This window comes from Guyparkeria sp. TX1, from assembly GCF_046523965.1.
Classification (GTDB): domain Bacteria; phylum Pseudomonadota; class Gammaproteobacteria; order Halothiobacillales; family Halothiobacillaceae; genus Guyparkeria.
In genome coordinates this window covers 1,472,697-1,495,271 of record NZ_CP144142.1, presented here as the reverse complement: position 1 = coordinate 1,495,271, position 22,575 = coordinate 1,472,697, and the positions used below count along the sequence as shown (strand labels likewise).

Annotated in this window: 22 protein-coding genes and 1 tRNA gene; 3 read left to right on the top strand and 20 right to left on the bottom strand. The window is 64.9% G+C overall.

Annotation, left to right across the window (positions count from 1 at the left end; genetic code table 11):
* Positions 1–4: 4 nt before the first annotated feature.
* The 20 genes from nuoK to VWP12_RS06925 form a co-directional block, all read right to left on the bottom strand.
* The gene (nuoK, locus tag VWP12_RS07020; RefSeq protein WP_058575727.1) at positions 5–310 is read right to left on the bottom strand and encodes an NADH-quinone oxidoreductase subunit NuoK; all 306 of its coding nucleotides are present in this window, start codon (positions 308–310) and stop codon (positions 5–7) included.
* On the bottom strand, positions 307–963 hold the full coding sequence (locus VWP12_RS07015) for an NADH-quinone oxidoreductase subunit J (protein WP_410473535.1): 657 nt from the start codon (positions 961–963) through the stop codon (positions 307–309). Before VWP12_RS07015 ends, nuoK begins: the two co-directional genes overlap by 4 nt.
* Positions 964–1,127: 164 nt before the next feature.
* Entirely contained in the window at positions 1,128–1,616 is a 489-nt protein-coding gene (nuoI, locus tag VWP12_RS07010) for an NADH-quinone oxidoreductase subunit NuoI (protein WP_125198713.1), read from the bottom strand.
* A gap of 12 nt (positions 1,617–1,628) precedes the next feature.
* A complete protein-coding gene (gene nuoH / locus VWP12_RS07005) occupies positions 1,629–2,648 on the bottom strand; it encodes an NADH-quinone oxidoreductase subunit NuoH (protein ID WP_125198745.1) in 1,020 nt (339 codons plus the stop codon).
* A gap of 32 nt (positions 2,649–2,680) precedes the next feature.
* Positions 2,681–5,071, bottom strand: coding sequence for an NADH-quinone oxidoreductase subunit NuoG (gene nuoG, locus VWP12_RS07000; protein ID WP_410473534.1), 2,391 nt, complete (start codon positions 5,069–5,071; stop codon positions 2,681–2,683).
* A 28-nt stretch (positions 5,072–5,099) separates the two neighbouring features.
* Positions 5,100–6,407, bottom strand: a complete 1,308-nt coding sequence (gene nuoF, locus VWP12_RS06995; RefSeq protein WP_125198711.1) for an NADH-quinone oxidoreductase subunit NuoF — start codon at positions 6,405–6,407, stop codon at positions 5,100–5,102.
* Positions 6,408–6,411: 4 nt separating this feature from the next.
* The gene (gene nuoE, locus VWP12_RS06990; protein ID WP_410473533.1) at positions 6,412–6,909 is read right to left on the bottom strand and encodes an NADH-quinone oxidoreductase subunit NuoE; all 498 of its coding nucleotides are present in this window, start codon (positions 6,907–6,909) and stop codon (positions 6,412–6,414) included.
* The gene (locus VWP12_RS06985) at positions 6,909–8,162 is read right to left on the bottom strand and encodes an NADH-quinone oxidoreductase subunit D (RefSeq protein WP_410473532.1); all 1,254 of its coding nucleotides are present in this window, start codon (positions 8,160–8,162) and stop codon (positions 6,909–6,911) included. The genes nuoE and VWP12_RS06985 overlap by 1 nt, the downstream gene beginning before the upstream one ends.
* Before the next feature lie 3 nt (positions 8,163–8,165).
* Positions 8,166–8,861, bottom strand: coding sequence for an NADH-quinone oxidoreductase subunit C (locus tag VWP12_RS06980; protein WP_410473531.1), 696 nt, complete (start codon positions 8,859–8,861; stop codon positions 8,166–8,168).
* Between the two features lie 33 nt (positions 8,862–8,894).
* Positions 8,895–9,374 (bottom strand): NuoB/complex I 20 kDa subunit family protein, encoded by a 480-nt coding sequence (locus VWP12_RS06975; protein ID WP_058575719.1) that lies wholly within the window; start codon positions 9,372–9,374, stop codon positions 8,895–8,897.
* Positions 9,365–9,721, bottom strand: coding sequence for an NADH-quinone oxidoreductase subunit A (locus VWP12_RS06970; protein ID WP_125198707.1), 357 nt, complete (start codon positions 9,719–9,721; stop codon positions 9,365–9,367). Before VWP12_RS06970 ends, VWP12_RS06975 begins: the two co-directional genes overlap by 10 nt.
* A gap of 136 nt (positions 9,722–9,857) precedes the next feature.
* Positions 9,858–9,942 (bottom strand) — tRNA-Leu (locus VWP12_RS06965).
* A 54-nt stretch (positions 9,943–9,996) separates the two neighbouring features.
* Positions 9,997–10,416, bottom strand: a complete 420-nt coding sequence (gene secG, locus VWP12_RS06960) for a preprotein translocase subunit SecG (protein ID WP_136866052.1) — start codon at positions 10,414–10,416, stop codon at positions 9,997–9,999.
* The gene (tpiA, locus tag VWP12_RS06955; protein ID WP_410473530.1) at positions 10,416–11,183 is read right to left on the bottom strand and encodes a triose-phosphate isomerase; all 768 of its coding nucleotides are present in this window, start codon (positions 11,181–11,183) and stop codon (positions 10,416–10,418) included. Before tpiA ends, secG begins: the two co-directional genes overlap by 1 nt.
* A 127-nt stretch (positions 11,184–11,310) precedes the next feature.
* A complete protein-coding gene (gene ispF, locus VWP12_RS06950; protein WP_410473529.1) occupies positions 11,311–11,814 on the bottom strand; it encodes a 2-C-methyl-D-erythritol 2,4-cyclodiphosphate synthase in 504 nt (167 codons plus the stop codon).
* Entirely contained in the window at positions 11,807–12,601 is a 795-nt protein-coding gene (ispD, locus tag VWP12_RS06945) for a 2-C-methyl-D-erythritol 4-phosphate cytidylyltransferase (protein ID WP_410473528.1), read from the bottom strand. Before ispD ends, ispF begins: the two co-directional genes overlap by 8 nt.
* Before the next feature lie 78 nt (positions 12,602–12,679).
* Complete coding sequence (locus VWP12_RS06940) at positions 12,680–13,033, bottom strand: FtsB family cell division protein (protein WP_410473527.1); 354 nt, start codon at positions 13,031–13,033, stop codon at positions 12,680–12,682.
* Positions 13,034–13,139: 106 nt separating this feature from the next.
* A complete protein-coding gene (eno, locus tag VWP12_RS06935; protein WP_410473526.1) occupies positions 13,140–14,417 on the bottom strand; it encodes a phosphopyruvate hydratase in 1,278 nt (425 codons plus the stop codon).
* 117 nt (positions 14,418–14,534) lie between these two features.
* The gene (kdsA, locus tag VWP12_RS06930) at positions 14,535–15,383 is read right to left on the bottom strand and encodes a 3-deoxy-8-phosphooctulonate synthase (RefSeq protein WP_125198743.1); all 849 of its coding nucleotides are present in this window, start codon (positions 15,381–15,383) and stop codon (positions 14,535–14,537) included.
* A 2-nt stretch (positions 15,384–15,385) separates the two neighbouring features.
* Positions 15,386–17,035, bottom strand: a complete 1,650-nt coding sequence (locus VWP12_RS06925) for a CTP synthase (protein WP_125198701.1) — start codon at positions 17,033–17,035, stop codon at positions 15,386–15,388.
* Positions 17,036–17,292: 257 nt separating this feature from the next.
* Here VWP12_RS06925 and VWP12_RS06920 point away from each other — a divergent pair, with 257 nt between their 5' ends.
* The 3 genes from VWP12_RS06920 to metH all read left to right on the top strand — a co-directional run bounded on the left by VWP12_RS06920 (position 17,293) and on the right by metH (position 22,471).
* Positions 17,293–17,745, top strand: coding sequence for a MarR family winged helix-turn-helix transcriptional regulator (locus tag VWP12_RS06920; RefSeq protein WP_410473525.1), 453 nt, complete (start codon positions 17,293–17,295; stop codon positions 17,743–17,745).
* Positions 17,746–17,821: 76 nt separating this feature from the next.
* A complete protein-coding gene (locus VWP12_RS06915; RefSeq protein WP_125198699.1) occupies positions 17,822–18,376 on the top strand; it encodes a DUF2062 domain-containing protein in 555 nt (184 codons plus the stop codon).
* Between the two features lie 399 nt (positions 18,377–18,775).
* Positions 18,776–22,471, top strand: coding sequence for a methionine synthase (gene metH / locus VWP12_RS06910; protein ID WP_410473524.1), 3,696 nt, complete (start codon positions 18,776–18,778; stop codon positions 22,469–22,471).
* Positions 22,472–22,575: the final 104 nt, after the last annotated feature.

Genomic DNA, 22,575 nt, shown 5'->3' with positions numbered 1-22,575 from the left:
TGAATCAGCCCTTCATCTCGGTCAGGTCTTCGACGTTGATCGTGCGTCGATTGCGGAACAGCGTCACCAGGATCGCCAGACCGATCGCCGCCTCGGCCGCGGCGACGGTCAGGACGAAGAACACGAACGCCTGGCCGTCGATATCGCCGGAGAAGTGCGAGAACGCCACGAAGTTCACGTTGACCGCCAGAAGCATCAGCTCGATGGCCATCAGAAGCACGAGCACGTTCTTGCGGTTGAGGAAGATGCCGGCGACGCTGATCGAGAACAGCAGACCGCCGAAGATCAGGAACTCGGACAAGCTGATCATGACGTTTCCTTATCCTGGTTGGCGTTGGAGTCGCCCGCGACATCGCCACGGCGGGTCTTGTCGGCATCCAGCTCGGCAATGCGAACGCGATCCTCGGCACGCACGCGCACCTGCGCGTCGATGTCCTGGTAGTGGACGCCCGGGCGACGACGATGGGCGAGCGCGATCGCCGCGACAATGGCGACCAGCAGGATGAACGCCGCGATCTCGAACGGATAGACGAACTTGGTGTACAGCACCTGGCCGATCGCGAGCGTATTGCCCGCGTCCGCCGGGGCCGGCTCCGGTGACGGGTAGATATCCAGGCCGAAGCTCGCCGGGCCGAGGATCAGTGCCAGCTCGATGATCATCACCAGCGCGACGAACACGCCCACCGGCAGATTACGGATGAAGCCCTCGCGCAGCGGCGCGATATTCACATCGAGCATCATCACCACGAACAGGAACAGCACCATCACCGCCCCGACGTAGACCAGCAGCAGCACGATGCCGAGGAATTCCGCTTCCATCAGGATCCAGATCAGCGCGGTCGAGAAGAACGTCAGCACCAGGTAAAGGGCGGCATGCACCGGGTTCTTGACCGTCACCACCCGGATGGCGGCAAGCACCGCGACCGAAGCGAATACGTAGAAAAGGATCTGATAGAGCGACATGACTATCCTTCTGCTGGGAGCGGGCGTCCGCCCCTGAGCCGGTTGACCGTTGTTTCGTTCGTTGTTCCAGGTGCCGGGCGTCGTGCCACGACGGGACGGGACGTTACCACGACCACCGCCCGCCGGCACGTCACCCCGTACCGATTACACCTGATCGAGAGCCGTTACCGGTAGGCCGCGTCCGCCAGGCGGTCCGCCGCAATCTGCGGTTCGAGGCGATCACCAATCTCGAGGAGCTTGTCCTTGGTCATGATGTTCTCGCCACGATTCTCGAAGTGGTACTCGTAAACCCTTGTCTCGACGATGGAATCCACCGGGCAGGCCTCTTCGCAAAAGCCGCAGTAGATGCACTTGAACAGGTCGATGTCGTAGCGCGTGGTCCGGCGCGTGCCATCCTCGCGCTGTTCGGATTCGATGGTGATGGCCAGCGCCGGGCAGACCGCCTCGCAGAGCTTGCAGGCAATGCAGCGCTCCTCACCGTTGGCGTAGCGACGCAGTGCGTGCAGGCCACGGAAACGAGGCGACTGAGGTGTCTTCTCCTCCGGGTACTGCACGGTGTACTTGTGGCCGAAGAAGTACTTGCCGGTCACCGACATGCCGAGGAACAGTTCCCACAGGAACCAGGTCTTGAAAAAATGCTTGATCGCGTTCATCGCAGGAACCTCTTAGAACCAAGGACCGACTTCGAAGTAGAAGAACGCGCCTTCCACCGCGATCCAGAGGATCGTCACCGGAATGAAGACCTTCCAGCCGAGACGCATGATCTGGTCGTAACGGAAACGCGGGAACGTCGCGCGGAACCAGATGAAGACGAACAGCAGGAACGAGATCTTGAGCAGGAACCAGACGATGCCCGGCACGAAGGCGAACACCGGCTCGAGGAACGTGCCCTGGAACGGCGACAGCCAGCCACCCAGGAACATGACCGCGGTCAGCGCCGAGATCAGGATCATGCTGGCATATTCGGCGAGCATGAACAGCGCGAAGGCAATGCCCGAATACTCGACGTGGAAGCCCGCGACGATTTCCGATTCACCCTCGGAGATATCGAACGGTGCGCGGTTGGTCTCGGCCACGCCGGAGACGAAGTAGACCACGAACATCGGCAGCAGCGGCAGCCAGTACCAGTGCAGGATGCTGCCCTCCTGGCCGCGCACGATCTCGGAGAGGTTCAGACTGCCGGCCACCATCAACACACCGACCAGCGCAAAGCCCATCGCCAGCTCGTAGGCAACCTTGTGCGCCGCCGAGCGCATGCCGCCGAGCAGCGCGTACTTGGAGTTCGAGGCCCAGCCGGCAAGGATCACGCCATAGACGCCCGCCGCACCGATCGCGAGCACGTACAGCAGACCCGCGTTGATGTCGGCCAGTACCCAGCCGTCGTCAAACGGGATGACCGCCCAGGCCACCAGCGCGGCGACCAGGATCAGGACCGGCGCGAGATAGAAGATGAACTTGTTGGCGACCGTCGGCGTGATCACCTCCTTGAACATCAATTTGAATACGTCGGCGAACGGCTGGAACATCCCGCGCGGCCCGACCCGGTTGGGGCCGATGCGCACGTGCATGTAACCGATCACCTTGCGCTCGGCGAGCGTCAGGTAGGCGACCGCGACCACGATCGGCAGGACGATCACCAGCGTGAGCAGCAGGTGAACGACGAAGTACTGCCACGACGGCGACATCCAGCCGATAACCGGCGAGAGCCATTCGGTGATCATGCCGCGACCTCCACATGAATTTCGACCTTGCCGGCGCGCGGCGCCAGTTCACCGGCATACACGCCGCTGAACACGACGACGCTGCCCGGTGTGACGCGCGGATCGACGCGGATCGGCAACTCGACGCGCACGCCGTCCTGCTCGATCGCCGCAGTCATGTCGTCTGCCCAGCCCTCGCGCTCGGCATCGGCCGGATTGACCAGCACATGGTGCTGCATCTCGGTCTTTTCTGTCGCCTGCAGCGGAGCGGCCCGCCGGATGACCGGGTCGATGCCGTACATCGCCACCGGCGCAACCCGCTGATAGCCGCCCTGCCCGGCCTTGGTCGGCAATTCGTAGCGCGCCTCGGCGAGCGACGCGGTCTTGTTCTCGAGCGCCACTTCCTGGCAATGCGTTTGGATCTCGCGACGCACCTCGGTGACCGCCATGTAGTCAAAGCCGTTGAGGTCGAGCAGATTGCCCAGCACCCGCAGGATCTTCCAGGCCGGGCGCGACTCGCCCAGCGCCCGGACCGCGCCGTTGACCGACTGCCACCGCCCTTCGCCGTTGACCCAGGTGCCGGCCGTTTCGACCGCGGTGCCCATGGGCAACAGCACGCCGGCGTAACGCTTCATCGCCGGGGTGACGTAACTGGTGATGGCGACCACGCAACCGGCCTGTTCCAGCCGATCGATGGCGGCCTGACCGGCGGCCGAATCGAATTCCGGCTCGATGCCCTGCAGGATCATCGCCTCGCAGGGTTCGGCCAGCATGTCGGCGGCGTTGCGGCCGTGCCCGACGGCATCGGCACCACCGGCGGCACGGTGAGGCACCGCGCCGGCTAGCCAGGCGCCGGCGGCGTTGCCACCCTGCGCGACGATGCCCAGCTGGACGCCGGTGAGTCGCGCCAGCTCGGCGGCCACGGCGCGCAGCGCGGCGAATTCGGGGGCGTTCTGTGCCACGGCACCCAGGAAGATCGCGCCCTTCTCGGCGTCCTTGAGTTCGGCGACGATCGCGGCGGCGTCATCCATCCGGGCGACCGGGTGGTCGGACAGATTGGACGGGATCTCGCCACCGGCGGCCTTGAGCAGTGCCAGCAGGCTGCCGAGCTCGCCGCCTTCGGCCACCTGGCTCGGGGCCTGGCGCGCCGGGAAGGTCAGATCCTGCTGGTAGGGATGGATCAGGGTGATCCGCGCCTGGTTGTTCAATGCAGTCTGGCGCAGGCGGTGCGCGAACAGCGGGACCTCTTCGCGTACCGCCATGCCGACGGTCACAGCCGCGTTCAGATCCGCGATCGCCGGGATGTCCATGCCCAGCCACGGCATGACCGGGTCGTCGGCGTCACCGGAGAAGTCGGTCTGGCGCAGACGGTGATCGATGTTGTTCGAGCCCATGCCACGGACGATGCGCGCGGTCAGGTACTGCTCCTCGAGGCTCGCGTTGGCCGAGATCAGCGCGCCGAGTGATGCCGGCCCCTGTTGGTTGACGATCTCCTGGATGCCCTGGGCGGCAGCCTCGAGTGCTTCTTCCCAGCTCGTGGCAACCCACTCGCCATCGCGCTTGACCATCGGCCGGGTCAGACGGTCGTCGGTGAACAGGCCGGTGTAGGCGTAACGATCGCGGTCGGCGATCCAGGTCTCGTTGACCGCGTCGTTGTCGCGCGGAACGGTGCGCATCACCCGCCCTTCGCGGGTGTGGATGTAGAGGTTCGAGCCGAAGGCATCGTGCGTGGACAGGTGCTTGTGCTGCACCAGTTCCCAGGGACGATGCGTGTAGCGCGACGGCTTGGCCGTCAGCGCGCCGACCGGGCACAGGTCGATGACGTTCCCGGACAGCTCGGAGGTCACACTCTTGGAGATGTAGGTACCGATCTCCATCTGATCGGTACGACCGGTCGCGCCCAGCTCCTTCAGGCCCGCGATCTCCTCGCCGAACCGCACGCAACGGGTGCAGTGAATGCAGCGGGTCATGTCGGTCGCGATCAGCGGACCGATGTCCTTGTCCTTGACCACGCGCTTGGCCTCGGAGTACTGACCGACGCCCTCGCCGTAGCCCATGGCCACGTCCTGGAGCTCGCACTCGCCACCCTGATCGCAGATCGGGCAGTCGAGCGGGTGGTTGATCAGCAGGAACTCCATCGTCGAGCGCTGGGCGCTGATCGCCTTGGGGCTGCGCGTGGAGACCTTCATGCCCTCGGAAATCGGCGTCGAACAGGCCGGCAGCGGCTTGGGCGCGCGCTCGACCTCCACCAGGCACATGCGGCAGTTGGCCGCGATCGACAGCTTGCGGTGATAACAGAAGCGCGGGATGTTGATCCCCGCCTTGTCCGTCACCTCGATCAGCATGTCCCCCGGGTTGCCCTGGAGGGTCATGCCGTCGACTTCAAAGGTAATCTGCTCGTCACTCATACCTGGAAACCTGATTGCACGGCCGGCCTTAGGCCGCCTGGGATGCGCGGTCGACCATGCTGTGGCCGTGCTTGATGTAGTACTCGAATTCCGGCCGGAAGTGCTTGATAAAGCTCCGAACCGGCGTGGCAGCGGCATCGCCGAACGCGCAGATGGTGCGCCCCTCGATCTTGCTCGCCACGTCGTCGAGACGGTCGAGATCCTCGAGCGTGCCCTTGCCGTCGATGATCCGGTTGAGCATGCGGAACAGCCAGCCGGTACCTTCGCGGCACGGCGTGCACTGGCCACAGGATTCCTTGTAATAGAACTGCGCCACGCGACGCAGCGCCTTGACCATGCAGGTGTCCTCGTCCATGACAATCAACCCGCCCGAGCCCAGGAACGTGCCCGACTTGGCGATCGAGTCGTAATCCATGTTGGTCTCGAGCATGATCTCGCCCGGGATGACCGGCGACGAGGTGCCGCCGGGAATCACGGCCTTGCACTTCTTGCCACCGCGCATGCCTCCGGCCATTTCCAGCAGGTCGGCGAACGGCGTTCCCATCGGGATCTCGAACACGCCCGGCTTGTTGACGTGCCCCGAGACCGACCAGATCTTCACCCCGCCGCTGTTGGGCACGCCCAGATCCGCGAACCACTGGCCGCCGTTGCGCATGATCGCCGGCACGGACGACAGCGTCTCGGTGTTGTTGACCGTGGTCGGCCGACCGTACAGGCCGAAGTTGGCCGGGAACGGCGGCTTGAAGCGTGGCTGGCCCTTCTTGCCCTCGAGCGATTCGAGCAGCGCGGTCTCCTCGCCACAGATGTACGCGCCGGCACCGAGCGAACCGTAGAGGTCGAAGTCGATCCCGGACCCCTGGATGTTCTCGCCCAGCACGCCGTATTCGTAGGCTTCGCGCACGGCCTGTTCGAAGCGTTCGAACACCAGGTCCGAGAACTCGCCGCGCATGTAGTTGTAGCCCTTGGTCGCGCCGATGGAGTAACCGGCGATCGCCATGCCCTCGACCAGTGCATGCGGGTTGTTCATCAGGATCTGGCGATCCTTGAAGGTGCCCGGCTCGGACTCGTCCGAGTTGCAGACGATGTACTTCTGCCCCGGGGCGTTACGCGGCATGAACGACCACTTGAGCCCGGTCGGGAAGCCGGCGCCGCCGCGGCCACGCAGATTCGAGGTCTTGACCTCCTCGATGATCAGCGCGGGGTCGGTCTTTTCCTCGAGGATCTTCTTCCAGGCCTGGTAGCCGCCGGAGGCGAGGTAGGCCTCCAACGACCACGGCTGCTCGTGTTCGAGCGTGGCGAAGCAGACCGGGGTGGAACTGACGTAATTGAAACTCATGGCGTCAATCCAGCTTGTCGAGAATCTCGTCCACCTTCTCGGGTGTCAGATTCTCGTAGTAAACGTGATCGACCTGCATCATCGGACCGCCGCCGCAGGCCGCGAGGCACTCTTCTTCCTTCTTGAGCAGGATCCGGCCGTCGGGCGTCGACTCGCCGGTCTTGATCCCGAGCTTCTTCTCGCAGTGCTCGACGATCTCGTCGGAACCCATCAGCGAGCAGGCAATGTTGGTGCAGACCGAGACGTGATGGCGCCCGCAGGGCTTGGTCTCGATCATGGAATAGAACGAGGCGACCTCGTAGACCGAGATCGGCTCCATCCCGAGGTACTCGGCGATCGCGTCCATCAGATCGACGGTGACGTGACCGTCGTTCTGGTGCTGCGCAATCCGCAGCGCGGCCAGCGAGGCGGACTGCTTCTGGTCCTCGGGGTAGCGCGCGAGCCAGCCGTCGATTTCCTCGCGGCTGTGATCGGTCAACAGGTGGAGTTTGCTCTCGGTCATCAGCGGTCGACCTCTCCGAATACGATGTCCTGGGTGCCGATGATCGCCACGACGTCGGCCAGCATGTGGCCGCGTGACATCTCGTCGAGACCCGACAGGTGGGCAAAGCCCGGCGCACGAATCTTGAGGCGGTACGGCTTGTTGGCCCCGTCGGAAACCAGGTAGATACCGAACTCGCCCTTGGGGTGTTCCACGGCCGCGTAGGCCTCGCCCTTGGGCAGGGTGTAGCCCTCGGTGAACAGCTTGAAGTGGTGGATCAGCGACTCCATGTCCGCCTTCACCTCCTCGCGGCGCGGCGGCGCGACCTTGTGGTCGTCGACCATCACCGGCCCGGGATTCTTGCGCAGCCAGTCGATGCACTGGCGGATGATGCGGTTGGACTGGCGCATCTCCTCGACGCGCACCAGGTAACGGTCGTAGCAATCACCGTTCTTGCCCACCGGGATGTCGAAGTCGAGCTGGTCATAGACGGCATAGGGCTGGTGCTTGCGCAGGTCCCACTCGACGCCGGAGCCGCGCAGCATCGGGCCGGTAAAGCCCATCTGCAGCGCCCGCTCCTTGCTGACGATGCCAATGTCGACCGTCCGCTGCTTCCAGATACGGTTGTCGGTCAGCAGGGTCTCGTACTCGTCGACGTACTTCGGGAAACGCTCGGTGAAGTCCTCGAGGAAGTCGAGCAGCGAGCCCTGGCGCGCCTCGTTCATGCGATTGACTTCACGCTCGCTGTGCCACTTGGATGCCTGGTACTTGGGCATCGAGTCCGGCAGGTCGCGCGCGACACCGCCCGGGCGGTAGTAGGTGGCGTGCAGGCGGGCACCCGAGACCGCCTCGTAGCAGTCCATCAGGTCCTCGCGCTCGCGGAAGGCGTACAGGAACACCGCCATCGCACCGATGTCGAGCGCATGTGCGCCCAGCCACAGCAGGTGATTCAGGATGCGGGTGATCTCGTCGAACATCACCCGGATGTACTGGGCGCGCTCGGGGATCTCCAGATCCAGCAACTGCTCGATGGCGCGCACGTAGGCGTGCTCGTTACACATCATCGAGACGTAGTCGAGCCGGTCCATGTAACCGATCGACTGGTTGTAGGGCTTGCTCTCGGCGAGCTTCTCGGTCGCGCGGTGCAGCAGACCGATATGCGGGTCGGCACGAACGACGGTCTCGCCGTCCATCTCGAGCACCAGGCGCAGCACGCCGTGGGCCGACGGGTGCTGGGGACCGAAATTCAGGGTGTAGTTGGCGATTTCCGGCATCTATCAGCCCTCGTCGAGGTCAATGTAGCGGCTGTCGTCACGGTGCACCTTCGGCACCAGCACACGAGGCTCGATCGAAACCGGCTCGTAGACCACCCGCTGCTTCTCGTCGTCGTAACGCACCTCGACATGCCCGATCAGCGGGAAGTCCTTGCGGAACGGATGGCCGACGAAGCCGTAGTCCGTCAGGATTCGCCGCAGGTCCGGGTGGCCGTCGAACAGGATGCCGAACAGGTCGAACGCCTCGCGCTCGAACCAGTTCAGACCGGCCCACACCGACACCACCGACGGCACCGCCGGGGCCTCGTCGTCCAGGCAATAGACCCGCACACGCAGGCGCCAGTTGTGGGTGTACGAAAGCAGGTGGGCGACCACGGCAAAGCGCGGTCGGCCCAGGTCACCCAGGTCCGGCTCGTCGCCGAACTTGAGCCAGCCGCTGGTATTCGGCTCGACACCGCGGCTGTAACCGGTGTAGGAAACCGTCTCTTCACCGGCCCATTCATCGCGACCGTACTCGAGGTAGTCGACGCCGCACAGATCGACGCACTGCTCGAAACGCGTCGCCTCGCTCGACTCGAGCCGCTCGGCGACTTCGCGCCAGTGCTTGGCCTCGACCTGGATGGTGAGCTCACCACGGTCGAAGGTCTGATCGACGATGTACTCGCCGATGGTTTCCTTGAGGGCCGTTTGCAGGTTCATGAATGAGGCTACCCCTGTGCTTGCCGGTACCCGTCAGGCACGCGCAATGGTGTTGGTGCGACGGATCTTGTTCTGCAACTGGATGATTCCGTACAAGAGTGCCTCGGCCGTCGGCGGGCACCCGGGCACGTAGATGTCGACCGGCACGATCCGATCACAACCACGCACCACGGAATAGGAGTAGTGGTAGTAGCCCCCACCATTGGCGCAGGAGCCCATGGAAATCACCCAGCGCGGCTCGGCCATCTGGTCGTAGACCTTGCGCAGTGCGGGGGCCATCTTGTTGACCAGGGTGCCGGCCACGATCATCACGTCGGACTGACGCGGACTCGGGCGGAACACCACGCCGAAGCGATCGAGGTCGTAACGGGCCGCGCCGGCATGCATCATCTCGACGGCACAGCAGGCCAGGCCGAAGGTCATCGGCCAGAGCGAGCCGGTGCGGGCCCAGTTGATCAGCTTGTCGGCCGACGTGGTGACGAAGCCCTTCTCAAGAACGCCTTCTACTCCCATTCCAGCGCCCCCTTCTTCCACTCGTAAATGAAGCCGATCACGAGCACGCCCAGAAAAATGGCCATGGCCGCGAGCCCGAAGCCGCCGATGTCCTCGAGCGCAACGGCCCAGGGAAACAGGAAGGCGATCTCCAGATCGAAGATGATGAACAGGATGGCGACCAGGTAGTAGCGGATGTCGAACTTCATGCGCGCGTCCTCGAAGGGCGCGAAACCGCACTCGTACGCATCCAGCTTGGCCGCATCCGGCCGGTTGGGTGCCAACACCTGACCAATGACCAGAAGACCCAGGGAGAACAGGGTGGCCACACCGAAGAAGATCAGGATGGGAATGTAGCCTTCAAGCATCTGACACCCTCTTGCTCGAAACCCGGCCGGGTCGATCCCGGCCGATTTTTTCTGCGCGTTCGACCGCCTTGCGCGCACCGGGAGAAATCACCACGGGAACGTACAAGAATAACGAATCGAACCGGAAAAGTGTGTTTGGTGCGGACGGTGGGACTCGAACCCACACGGCTTTCGCCACTACCCCCTCAAGATAGCGTGTCTACCAGTTCCACCACGTCCGCTTTGGTTGTCACCGGATCATCGCTTGATCCGGTCGTAACGGCGTTTGACTGCCGTTACTGTCCGGGCACATCCGACGGCGATTGGGTGCTGCCGTCTTCCTGCCCAGAGGGTGCCGCCGAGTTCGAGGATGGGACGTCGGTCGGCGTGCCTGCCGGCTTGTCGGACGGGGTGCGTCCGTCTTGCTCTGGCGCGTTTCCACTCTCGGAAACGGGTGCAGAATCTACCACGCTCGAGGGCTCCTGGGAAGTGTTAATCACGTAGGCAAGCAACAAACTGGTGCCAAAAAAGGCCACCACCATCCACCCAGTCACTTTCTGCAGGGTGTTTGCCGGCCCACGCGCCCCATGAACGGTGCCAGACGCGCCCGAACCGAACGCAGCGCCGGCATCCGCGCCCTTGCCATGCTGGATCAACACAAGCCCGATCAGGGCCAGACCCAGCAGCACGTGGATGATGATTACGAATGTGGTCATTACTTACCTACCGTGTCCGCCGCGGCGCGGCAGATTCCCAGAAAGTCCTCGGCCTTGAGCGACGCCCCGCCGATCAGGCCGCCGTCGATGTCCGGCTGTGCGAGCAGATCGGCCGCGTTGCCGGGTTTCATCGAGCCGCCGTACTGAATGCGCACCGACTGGGCGATGCCCGCGTCGTGGTCGGCCAACTGACCGCGAATGAACGCGTGAACGGCCTGTGCCTGCTCCGGCGAGGCCGTCCGGCCGGTGCCGATCGCCCAGACGGGCTCGTAGGCAATCACGATCCGATCAAAGGCCTGGATGCCGTTGCCACTAATCACGGCGGCCAGCTGACGACGCACCACCGCCTCGGTTTCGTCTGCTTCGCGCTCTTCAAGTGTCTCGCCGACGCAGAGGATCGGTGTGAGCCCGGCGGCCAGCGCGGCCTTGACCTTGGCGCTGACAATCTCGTCGGTCTCGCCGTACATGGCGCGACGCTCGGAGTGACCGATGATCACGTAACGCGCCCCCACGTCGGCCAGCATCGGCGCGGCGACTTCGCCGGTAAACGCGCCATTGTCGTGTTCGGAACAGTTCTGCGCGCCGACATCCAACGCGGTGGATTCAGCCAGCCGGGCGACTTGCGGCACAAAGACGAACGGCGGGCAGACGGCAACATCGATGCCTTCGAGCTGCGGCATGCCGTCAAGCAGGCCCAGCACCAGCGACTCGTTGTCGGCCAGCGCGCCATTGAGCTTCCAGTTTCCTACGACGATCGGTTTACGCATCCGATGGTTCCACTTGAAATGTTCGAGAGTCAGTTATCGAAATCGGTTGCCCCGGCGCGCGGCGACGCGAGTTGCGCGCACCGCCCCGGGAAACGGGCGACAAGACTACTTGGCCGCCCCCCATAAATCAATCCGCCCGGGGCGTGCGCGACAGCATGGCGACCGCCTCGGCGGCGATGCCCTCACCCCGTCCGGTAAAGCCGAGTTTCTCCGAGGTCGTCGCCTTGACGTTTACCTGCTCGGTCGACCAGCCGCCGGCCGCCGCGATCGACTCACGCATGGGGTTGATCCACGGCGCAAGCTTCGGTGCCTGCGCAATCACGGTCGCATCGACATTAACCAGCTGCCAACCGCCCTGCTCGAGCAGCTCGACCACCCGGCGCAGCAAGTCCCGGCTGTCGGCCCCCGCCCAGACAGGGTCCGTGTCCGGAAAATGCCGGCCGATATCGCCGAGCCCTGCCCCGCCCAACAAGGCATCGCAGATCGCATGCAGCAGGACGTCACCGTCGGAATGCGCCCGAAAGCCTCGTTCAAAGGGAATGCGGCAACCGCCGATCCAGAGGTGATCGCCCGGCTCGAAGGCATGCACGTCGAAGCCGTGACCGATACGCAGCGAGAAGGGATCAATCATCGAGCACCCCCTGCCGCCGGAGGATCGCCCGGGCAATGCCGAGATCCTCCGGGTGGGTAATCTTGAGGTTGTCCGTGCCGGCGTCCACGGCCAGCGGCGACAGGCCCAGGCGTTCGAGCGCCGAGGCCTCGTCGGTGATCTCCGCCCCTGCCGCCAGGCCCTGCTCGATCGCCTCGAGCAGCACGCCCACCGGGAACAGCTGCGGGGTCAAGGCATGGCGCAGTACGCGGCGGTCAATGGTCTCCACCACCCGACCCTCCGCGTCGACACGCTTGATGGTGTCGCGCACAGGCGCGGTCAACAATGCGCCGTCCGGGTAGCGAGCGGCAGAAAGCAGGCGGCGCAGGTCCCCCGGTGCCACGCAAGGCCGCGCGGCGTCATGCACCATCACCCACTCCCCCAGCCCATCGGCCGGTTCGTGCCGCTGGCCGGGCGAGAGACTCGCCCAGCGATCACGAAACAGGGCCAGTCCGTTGCGCACGCTCAACGCCCGCGTGGCACCGCCATCGACGCGATGGATCGGCACGCCGGCCACGTGCAACGCCTGCAGTGTGCCTTCGGGGACCTGCTCGCCGGTGACCAGCACCACCCCGGCCAGTCCCGGCAGATCGGCAAACCGCGACAGGGTCACCTCCAGCACGGAACGCTCGCCCAGGCTCAGGTACTGCTTGGGTGTCTCGCTCCCCATGCGACGGCCGAAGCCGGCCGCGGGCACGACCAGCCACCAGCGTCCGGCCTCAGCCGGAGTCGCCGCGGCGGGCGGCAAGGTGGTGGCGGCGACGTTCATCGCCCTACTCGACCTGACAGTGCACAAACCTCGACGGACACGGGGAAACGCAACGACCGTGATCGATTCATCGATGCATCACTCGCCGATCGAGGGAGACGTCACGCGGGTCGGGTCCACCGCGGGCGGGGTGATGGTATCGGGGCGAACCCCTTCGACCACCTGGTAGAAACGCTCGTCCTCGCGAACCAGGCCCAACGTCAGCCGCGCCTGTGCCTCGACGGCATCCACGCCCTCCCGCAGGCTGCCCACCTCGGCCGCCAGGGTCTCGTTACGCCGCTCTAGACGGGTCTGTTCGGCCTGCAAGGACTCCAGGCGCTCCTGCTTGGCATTCACCTCGCCCACGGAGGCCTCGCTGAACCAGACCCGCCATTGCAGACCGGCGACCATCAACAAGAGAATGACGGTCAGCAGGCGCACAAGACGCTCCATTCCGTCGATGGCACCGCATTCACCACGTCCCGAGAGGGTTCGCTGCACGGCACCGATGGAATGAAAGGCATCTGGTCAGTGCGTCCCGAAGGCCTAAGCCGAGGCCTTACTGACCGAAGGCCGCACGACCCGGGAAGCGAGCCTTGTCGCCAAGACGCTCCTCGATACGCAGCAGCTGGTTGTACTTGGCGATCCGGTCGGAGCGCGACAGCGAGCCGGTCTTGATCTGGCCGGCGTTGGTCGCCACGGCGAGATCGGCGATGGTGGTGTCCTCGGTCTCGCCGGAACGGTGAGAGACGACGTTGGTGTAGCCGTTCTCCTGCGCCAGGCGCATGGCTGCCAGGGTCTCGGTCAGGGTGCCGATCTGGTTGACCTTCACCAGCATGGAGTTGGCGATCTTGCGCTCGATGCCTTCGCGCAGGATCTTCTCGTTGGTGACGAACAGATCGTCGCCGACCAGCTGGCACTTGTCGCCCAGTCGCTCGGTCAAGAGCGCCCAGCCGTCCCAGTCGTCCTCGGCCATGCCATCCTCGATCGAGAGGATCGGATACTTCTCGACCCATTCGGCCAGCAGGTCGACCATGCCGGCGGCATCCAGGGTGCGGTTCTCACCGCTCAGGACGTACTTGCCGTCCTTGATGTATTCGGAGCTCGCCGCGTCCAGACCGAGGAACACGTCCTTGCCCGGGGTGTAGCCGGCCTTCTCGATCGCTTCCATGATCGCCTCGATCGCCGCCTCGTTGGACGGCAGATCGGGGGCGAAGCCGCCCTCGTCGCCGACGGCGGTGGACAGACCGCGCGCGGCCAGCACCTGCTTCAGGGCATGAAATACCTCGACGCCGTAGCGCAGGGCCTCGGAGAAGCTCGGCGCGCCGGCCGGGATGATCATGAACTCCTGCATGTCGATGGAGTTGTCGGCGTGCTCGCCGCCGTTGATGATGTTCATCATCGGCACCGGCAGGGTCACGGCCGCCTCGCCACCGAGGTAGGAGAACAGCGGCTCGCCGCGCTCGAGCGCACCCGCCTGCGCGGCGGCCAGCGAGACGGCGAGGATGGCGTTCGCACCCAGACGCGACTTGTTCTCGGTGCCATCGAGCTCGATCATCTTGTTGTCGATGTCGGCCAGCGAGTGCACGTTCATGCCCTTGACGGCGTCATTGATCTCACCGTTGACGTTGGCGACCGCACGGGTCACGCCCTTGCCGAGGAACCGGCTCTTGTCGCCGTCACGCAGCTCGATCGCCTCGCGGGCGCCGGTGGAGGCGCCGGAGGGTACGATCGCCCGGCCCACGATACCGCCGGCCAGATGAACCTCGGCCTCGACGGTCGGGTTGCCGCGTGAATCGATGACTTCGCGTGCGTGCACTCGCTCAATGGCTGCCATGCAGTGTTCTCCTGACTATATGTTCGATTTGGATCGGATGCGGACCGGCGCCTTTCGCGCCCGGCCCTGTATTCGTTTGTCGGCCGCCCTGCCGTTTGGGGACGGCACTCGTTCGACTCAGTCCGTCAGACCCAGCCGCGCGTTCTCCGGGAAGCCCGAGGCCTTGACCGTACGATCGAGCGTGGTCAGCGTCAGCAGCAGGTCGGCCATCTCGTCGAGCGGCCAGGCATTCGGCCCGTCGGAAAGCGCCTTGGCCGGGTCCGGGTGCGTTTCCATGAACAGGCCCGACACACCGGCCGCCACCGCGGCGCGCGCCAGCACCGGCACGAATTCGCGCTGACCGCCCGACGCCTTGCCCTGTCCGCCCGGCTGTTGGACCGAGTGGGTAGCATCGAAAACCACCGGCGCGCCGGTCTGGCGCATGATCGCCAGGCCGCGCATGTCGGAAACCAGCGTGTTGTAGCCGAAGGACACGCCGCGCTCGCAGACCATCACCTGGTCGTTGCCAACCGCACGGGCCTTCTCGACCACGTTGGCCATGTCCCAGGGCGCGAGGAACTGGCCCTTCTTGATGTTCACCGGCTTGCCCTGGCGGGCGACGTTCTGGATGAAATTCGTCTGACGGCAGAGGAAGGCCGGCGTCTGCAGCACGTCGACCACCGACGCGACCTCCTCCAGCGGCGTGTCCTCGTGGACGTCGGTCAGCACCGGCAGACCGAATTCGCGCTTGACGTCCTCGAGGATCGCCAGCCCCTTCTCCAGCCCCGGCCCACGGAAGCTTTCCGTGGAGGAACGGTTCGCCTTGTCGAAGGAACTCTTGTAGATCAGCCGGATACCGGCGGTTTCTGCCATTTCCTTCAAGCGACCGGCCGTTTCCTGCGCCAGGTCGGCCGACTCGATCACGCAGGGGCCGGCGATCAGGAACAGCGGCTGGTCCAGTCCGACCTCGAAATCCAAGAGCTTCATCGTCATGCGTCGTCCAGGGCCTCGGCCTTGCCCACTCGTTGGGCATGGGCCGCGTTGACAAAGGCGACGAACAGCGGATGGCCGTCGCGCGGCGTGGAACGGAATTCCGGGTGGAACTGGCAGGCGAAGAAGAACGGGTGATCCGGCAACTCCACCGTCTCGACCAGCTCGTTCTCCGCCGACCAGCCGGCGAATACCAGCCCGGCCTCGGAGAGCGCCTTCTGGTAACCGTTGTTGAATTCGTAGCGATGGCGATGCCGCTCGCTGATCTCGCCCTGCCCGTAGATGCGGTGTGCCAGCGTGCCCGGCTCGATGCGGCAGCGTTGCGCGCCCAGGCGCATGGTGCCGCCCATGTCGACGTCCTCGCCCCGCTCGATGAGGTTGCCCTCCTCGTCGCGCCATTCGGTGATCAGCGCGATCACCGGATTCTCCGTGTCGCGATCGAATTCGGTCGAGTGAGCACCCTCGAGGCCGGCGACGTGGCGGGCGTATTCGATCACGGCCACCTGCATCCCAAGGCAGATGCCCAGGTAGGGCTTGCCGGACTCGCGAGCAAAGCGAACCGCCGCGATCTTGCCCTCGACCCCGCGCGAACCGAAGCCGCCGGGGACCAGGATCGCGTCCATGCCCTCGAGACGGGACACGCCGTCGTGCTCGAAGGACTCGGAGTCGAAGTAATGGATGTTCACCCGCGTGCGGGTCTGGATACCGGCGTGCAGCAGCGCCTCGTTGACGCTCTTGTAGGCATCCACGAGGTCGACGTACTTGCCTACCATCGCGATATCGACGATGCGGTCGGGCTTGGTCTGCGCCTCGACTACCCGGTCCCACTCGGTGAGATCCGCCGGCCCGGCACTCAAGTGCAGCTTGCGCAGGACCGTCTCGTCGAGCTTCTGAGCGTGCAGCAGGCGCGGAATACGGTAGATCGTGTCGGCATCGATCGACGAGATTACCGCGTCGTGTTCGACATTGGTGAACAGGGCGATCTTGCGTCGCTCCTCTTCCGGCAGCGGCACCTCGGCGCGACAGACGAGGATGTCTGGCTGGATGCCGATCGAGCGCAACTCCTTGACCGAGTGCTGCGTAGGCTTGGTCTTGACCTCGCCGGCCGCCTTGATGAACGGTACCAGCGTCAAGTGCATGAAGATGGCACGATCACGGCCCATCTCTACGCCCAGCTGACGGATTGCCTCGAGGAACGGCAGGGATTCGATATCGCCGACGGTGCCGCCGATTTCGATCAATGCGACGTCGTAGCCCTTGGAGCCCTCGACCACCCGACGCTTGATCTCGTCGGTGACGTGCGGGATGACCTGGACGGTGCCACCCAAATAGTCGCCACGCCGCTCACGACGGATGACGGTCTCGTAGACCCGCCCGGTGGTGAAATTGTTGCGTCGACCGACCGGGGAGCGCACGAAGCGCTCGTAGTGACCCAGATCGAGATCCGTCTCCGCGCCGTCGTCGGTGACGAACACCTCGCCGTGCTGGAAGGGACTCATCGTGCCCGGGTCGACGTTGATGTAGGGATCGAGCTTCATCAGCGTCACGCGCAGCCCGCGCGATTCGAGCAGCGCGCCCAGCGAGGCGGCGGCGATTCCCTTGCCCAGTGACGAGACGACCCCACCGGTAACGAAGACGAACTTGGTCATTAACGAACCATTTCCAGACGAAGTAAAAGGCGGGCCGACGGGCCCCGTTTCAAGGGCGGAATGGTACCGCAAACGCCCTGCAGCGGCAATCTATCCGCCCAGCCCGAGATGCGCCGCGGCCCGCCCGCGCCGGCGCGCAACCGCCGGCCAGGGCCGGCGACGCTCCCCCACCCCAATCCGAATCAGCGGGATGGCCAAAACGCCCGAGTAATGCGACCATACGGATGTTTAATTCCCATGACAGCCGGCACCAGCCCATGACCCAATCTTCCGATCCGGTCCAGCAACGCGAAGACGAAATCACTCGTCTGGTATTCGACGTCTCCAGGCTGTGGCGCGTGCAGGTCAACGACACCTTAAGCGAATTCGATCTGACCGCCTCGGCCTGGGCCGTCTTGCGCATCCTGCGTGACGAGGGCGAAGGCCGCACGCAGAAGGAACTCGCCGGCGAACTGGCCATCGAAGGGCCAACGCTGGTCAAACTGCTCGATGGCCTGGAAAAAGGCAACTGGATCGAGCGGCGGATCTCCGAATCGGACCGTCGCGCCAAGACCATCTGGCTCAAGCCCGACGCCCATGCACGCATCGAGGCCGCCGACCAGGCCCTCGCTCGCTTCCGCCACCGGGTGCTCGGTGAGTTGACCGACGAGGAGAAACGCGACTACATGACACTGAGCCGCAAGGTGCGGGACCTGCTCAAGAGTCTTTGAGTGACGCGGCACAACGGTCGCCGCCATTCACGGGCAACGCCGGTGAGCCGCCAAGCCGACGTCTGACGAGGCCAGAATGCCACGCAAGTTCTTTCGTCGACTGACACCCAATCGCCAGCGGATCGTTAACCAGCCGTTCCTGCGCCCGGTGGCGCAGTTCCTCGGCGATCCGAACCTCTGGCACCTCAACCGCCGCTCGGTTTCCGGCGGTGTCGCCCTCGGTCTGTTTCTCGCCTTCATTCCGCTGCCGGGCCAGATGCTGATCGCGGCCGTGGGGGCGATTGCCATGCGTGTCAACATCGCCCTGGCGGTCGCGCTCGTCTGGACCACCAACCCGGTCACCATCCCGCCCCTGCTTTGGCTTGCCTACCAGATCGGCGCCATGCTTACCGGCGCGGCACTGGCCCCGCCAACCGGCGAGATGAGCGTTGGTTATGCCATGAGCCAGTTGCCCGCAATCTGGCTGCCGCTGGGTGTCGGGCTGCTCACCCTGTCGTTCGTCAGCGCCCTGCTCGGCTTTACGATCATCCGCGTGCTCTGGCGCATCAATATCTCGATCCACAAGCGCCGTCGCCGCGCCCAGCGTTTTCTGCGTCTGCGCCAATCCCAGCGCGACTCGCGCAAGCACTGACCCCGCGCCTCCCCTCCTTGCAGGGGCTCTACGTTATACTCCCGCTCAAAAGGAAGGTCCGCAGGAATAGCCAATGCCTCTGGCTTACCGGCTTGTTCGCCATCAAGGCGCCGATTCGAAGTCGGGCTCATTGCCCGGCGAGGATCGGCAACACCGAGGGCGGGCAAGCCGGCAGGCCCCGTAGGGCGGGTCGCCAGGCACCCACCTGCGGTGTTGCAGCGCTTGCCAATGACTACGGCCATTGAACGGCGCACTGCGCCTTGCATCTGGACGCCTGGCGACCCACAGAGGCGTTGGCTATTCGTGCAGACCTTCCTTAATAATTCACCGCGCCGGCCGTGCGGCCTGCCCCGCCTGTGCAGGACGACGGCCCGGCCGATCCAGGACCGCGCGTCGCCCATGACTTCGATCGACCGAGACCACCCCGTTTTCGACCAGCTTCGTGACCTGATGCGCGAGCGCATCCTGGTGCTCGACGGCGCCATGGGCACCATGATCCAGAACGCGCAGCTCAACGAGGACGATTTCCGCGGCGAGCGCTTTGCCGACTGGCCGGTGGACCTCAAGGGCAACAACGACCTGCTGGTCCTGACGCGCCCGGACGTGATCGAGGACATCCATCGCCAGTACCTGGACGCCGGCGCGGACATCATCGAGGCGAACACCTTCTCGGCCACCCGCATCGCGATGGCCGACTACCAGATGGAAGAGCTGTCGCGCGAGATCAACGTGGTCGCCGCGCAGATCGCCCGGAAGGCCGCCGATGCCAAGACCGCCGAGACGCCAGACAAGCCGCGTTTCGTCGCCGGCATCCTCGGCCCGACCAACCGCACCGCCTCGATCTCGCCGGACGTCAACGACCCCGGCTACCGCAACACCAGCTTCGACGAACTGGTCGAGGCCTACCGCGAATCCGCGGAGGCCCTGCTCGAGGGCGGCGTCGACATCTTCCTGATCGAGACCATCTTCGACACGCTCAACGCCAAGGCGGCGGTATTCGCCCTCGAGGAACTGTTCGTCGATCGTGGCCAGCGCTGGCCGGTCATGATCTCGGGGACCATCACCGACGCCTCCGGCCGCACGCTGTCGGGCCAGACCACCGAGGCGTTCTACAACAGCCTGCGTCATGCCCGACCGTTGTCGATCGGGCTGAACTGCGCGCTGGGCCCCGACCTGTTGCGCCAGTACGTCGCCGAGCTCTCGCGCCTGAGCGAATACTTCGTCTCCGCGCACCCCAACGCCGGCCTGCCCAACGAACTGGGCGAATACGATCTCGAGGCCGACCCGATGGCCGCCTCGATCGGCGAATGGGCCGAGGCGGGCCTGCTCAACATCATCGGCGGCTGCTGCGGCACCACGCCCGCGCACACCGCCGAGATGGCTCGCCGGGTCGACGGCGTCGCGCCGCGCAAACCCGCCAAGCCGGAAATCGCCTGCCGCCTGTCCGGGCTCGAGCCATTCAACATCACCCCCGACTCGCTGTTCGTGAACATCGGCGAGCGCACCAATGTCACCGGCTCGGCGCGTTTCCGTCGCCTGATCAAGGAAGGTGACTACGACACGGCGCTGGACGTCGCGCGCCAGCAGGTCGAGAACGGTGCGCAGATGATCGACATCAACATGGACGAGGGTCTGATCGACGGCGTCGAGGCGATGCAGCGCTTTCTGAAGCTCGTGGCCGCCGAACCCGACATCTCGCGCGTGCCGATCATGATTGACTCCTCGAAGTTCGAGGTGATCGAGGCGGGCCTCAAGTGCGTGCAAGGCAAGGCGGTGGTCAACTCGATCTCCCTCAAGGAAGGCGAAGAGTCGTTCCTCGAGCAGGCGCGTACCGTCCAGCGATACGGGGCGGCCGCCGTGGTGATGGGCTTTGACGAGGACGGCCAGGCCGACAGCCTCGAGCGGCGCAAGGAAATCGCCCAGCGGGCCTATGACCTGCTGACCGGGATCGGCTTCCCGCCCGAGGACATCATCTTCGATCCGAACATCTTCGCCATCGCCACCGGCATCGAGGAGCACAACAACTACGCGGTCGACTTCATCGAGGGCACCCGCTGGATCAAGGAAAACCTGCCGCATGCGCTGGTCTCCGGCGGCGTCTCGAACGTGTCGTTCTCCTTCCGCGGCAACGAGCCGGTGCGCGAGGCGATTCACAGCGTGTTCCTCTACCACGCCACCCGGGCGGGCATGGACATGGGCATCGTCAACGCCGGCCAGCTCACCGTGGTCGACGAGATCCCCGAGGAACTGCGCGAGGCGGTCGAGGACATCGTGCTCAACCGCCGCAGTGATGCCACCGACCGCATGCTCGATCTGGCCGACAAGTACCGTGAATCCGGCGGCGAGAAATCCAGCGGCCCCAGCCTCGAATGGCGCGAGTGGCCGGTGGAAAAGCGCCTTGAGCATTCGCTGGTCAAGGGCATCGACGAGTACGTGGTCGAGGACACCGAGGAAGCGCGCCAGCGCGCCGAACTGCCGCTGCACGTGATCGAAGGCCCGCTGATGGACGGCATGAACGTCGTCGGTGACCTGTTCGGCGCCGGCAAGATGTTCCTGCCGCAGGTGGTCAAGTCCGCCCGCGTGATGAAAAAGGCCGTCGCCCACCTGCTGCCCTACATGGAAGAGGAAAGCTGCCAGGCGCAGTCGGCCGGCAAGGTGGTGATGGCCACCGTCAAGGGCGACGTGCATGACATCGGCAAGAACATCGTCGGCGTGGTGCTGCAATGCAACGGCTTCGAGATCGTCGACCTGGGTGTAATGGTGCCGGCGCAGAAGATCCTCGACACCGCCCGCGAGGAAAACGCCGACCTGATCGGCCTGTCCGGCCTGATCACCCCGTCGCTCGAGGAGATGACCAACGTCGCCAGCGAGATGCAGCGCCAGGGCTTCGACATCCCGCTGATGATCGGCGGGGCGACCACCTCCAAGCTGCACACCGCGCTCAAGATCAACCCGGTCTACGACCAGCCGGTGATCCACGTGCTCGACGCCTCACGCGCCGTGGGCGTGGCCAGCAAGCTGCTGGGCAAGAACAAACAGGCATTCGTCGACGAGGTCGAAGGCGAATACGCCAAGGTGGTCGAACGCCGCCAAGCCAACCAGAAGGAGGCCAAGCGCGTTTCCATCCAGCAGGCGCGAGACAATCGCCAGAAGGTGAACTTCGAGGACTACACCCCGGTCGCGCCGAAGCAGCCGGGTGTGCATGTCCTCGAGGACTACCCGCTCGAGATGATCGTCGAACGCATCGACTGGACGCCGTTCTTCCAGAGTTGGCAGTTGTTCGGCAAGTTCCCGGCCATCCTCGACGACGAGAAGGTGGGCACCGAGGCGACAAAGCTCTACGACGATGCCCGGGCCATGCTCAAGCAGATCGTCGAGGAGAAGTGGCTCACGGCCAACGCCGTCTACGGTTTCTGGCCGGCCGCTTCGATCGACGACGACATCCGCGTGTTCACCGACGAGACGCGTCAGGGTGTGCTCACCACCCTGCATCACATCCGTCAGCAGATGCCGCGCTCGGGCGGCAAGCCCAACCAGTGCCTGGCCGACTTCGTCGCGCCGACGGGCAGCAAGGTCAAGGACTGGATCGGCGGGTTCGCCGTCACCACGGGCCACGGCATTGAACCGCACGTCAAGCGCTTCGAGGAAGCGAACGACGACTACCACGCCATCCTGCTCCAATCGCTGGCCGACCGGCTGGCCGAGGCCTTCGCCGAGACATTGCACGAGCGCGTGCGCAAGGAATTCTGGGGCTACGCGGCCGACGAGGAGCTCTCCAACGACGAGCTGATCGCCGAGAAATATCAGGGCATCCGCCCCGCCCCCGGCTACCCCGCCTGTCCGGATCACACCGAAAAGGGATTGTTGTGGGAACTCTTGGCGCCCGAACGAATCGGAATGGAATTGACCGACTCGTACGCCATGCACCCGGGCGCTGCCGTATCGGGCTGGTATCTCGCCCATCCGGAGGCACGCTACTTCGGTGTGGGCCGCATCGGCCCGGATCAGGTCGACGACTACGCCCACCGCAAGGGCTGGAGCCGCGCCGAGGCCGAGAAGTGGCTCGCGCCAATCCTGGGGTACGAGCCGGATTGACCGTCACCCGCCTGCAAATGATCGCGGGAGTTGAGTTATCCCGCGAGCAGGCTGAGAATGGCAGGCGCGAGACGCGCCGACACACCCTCGACCCGCATCGGCAT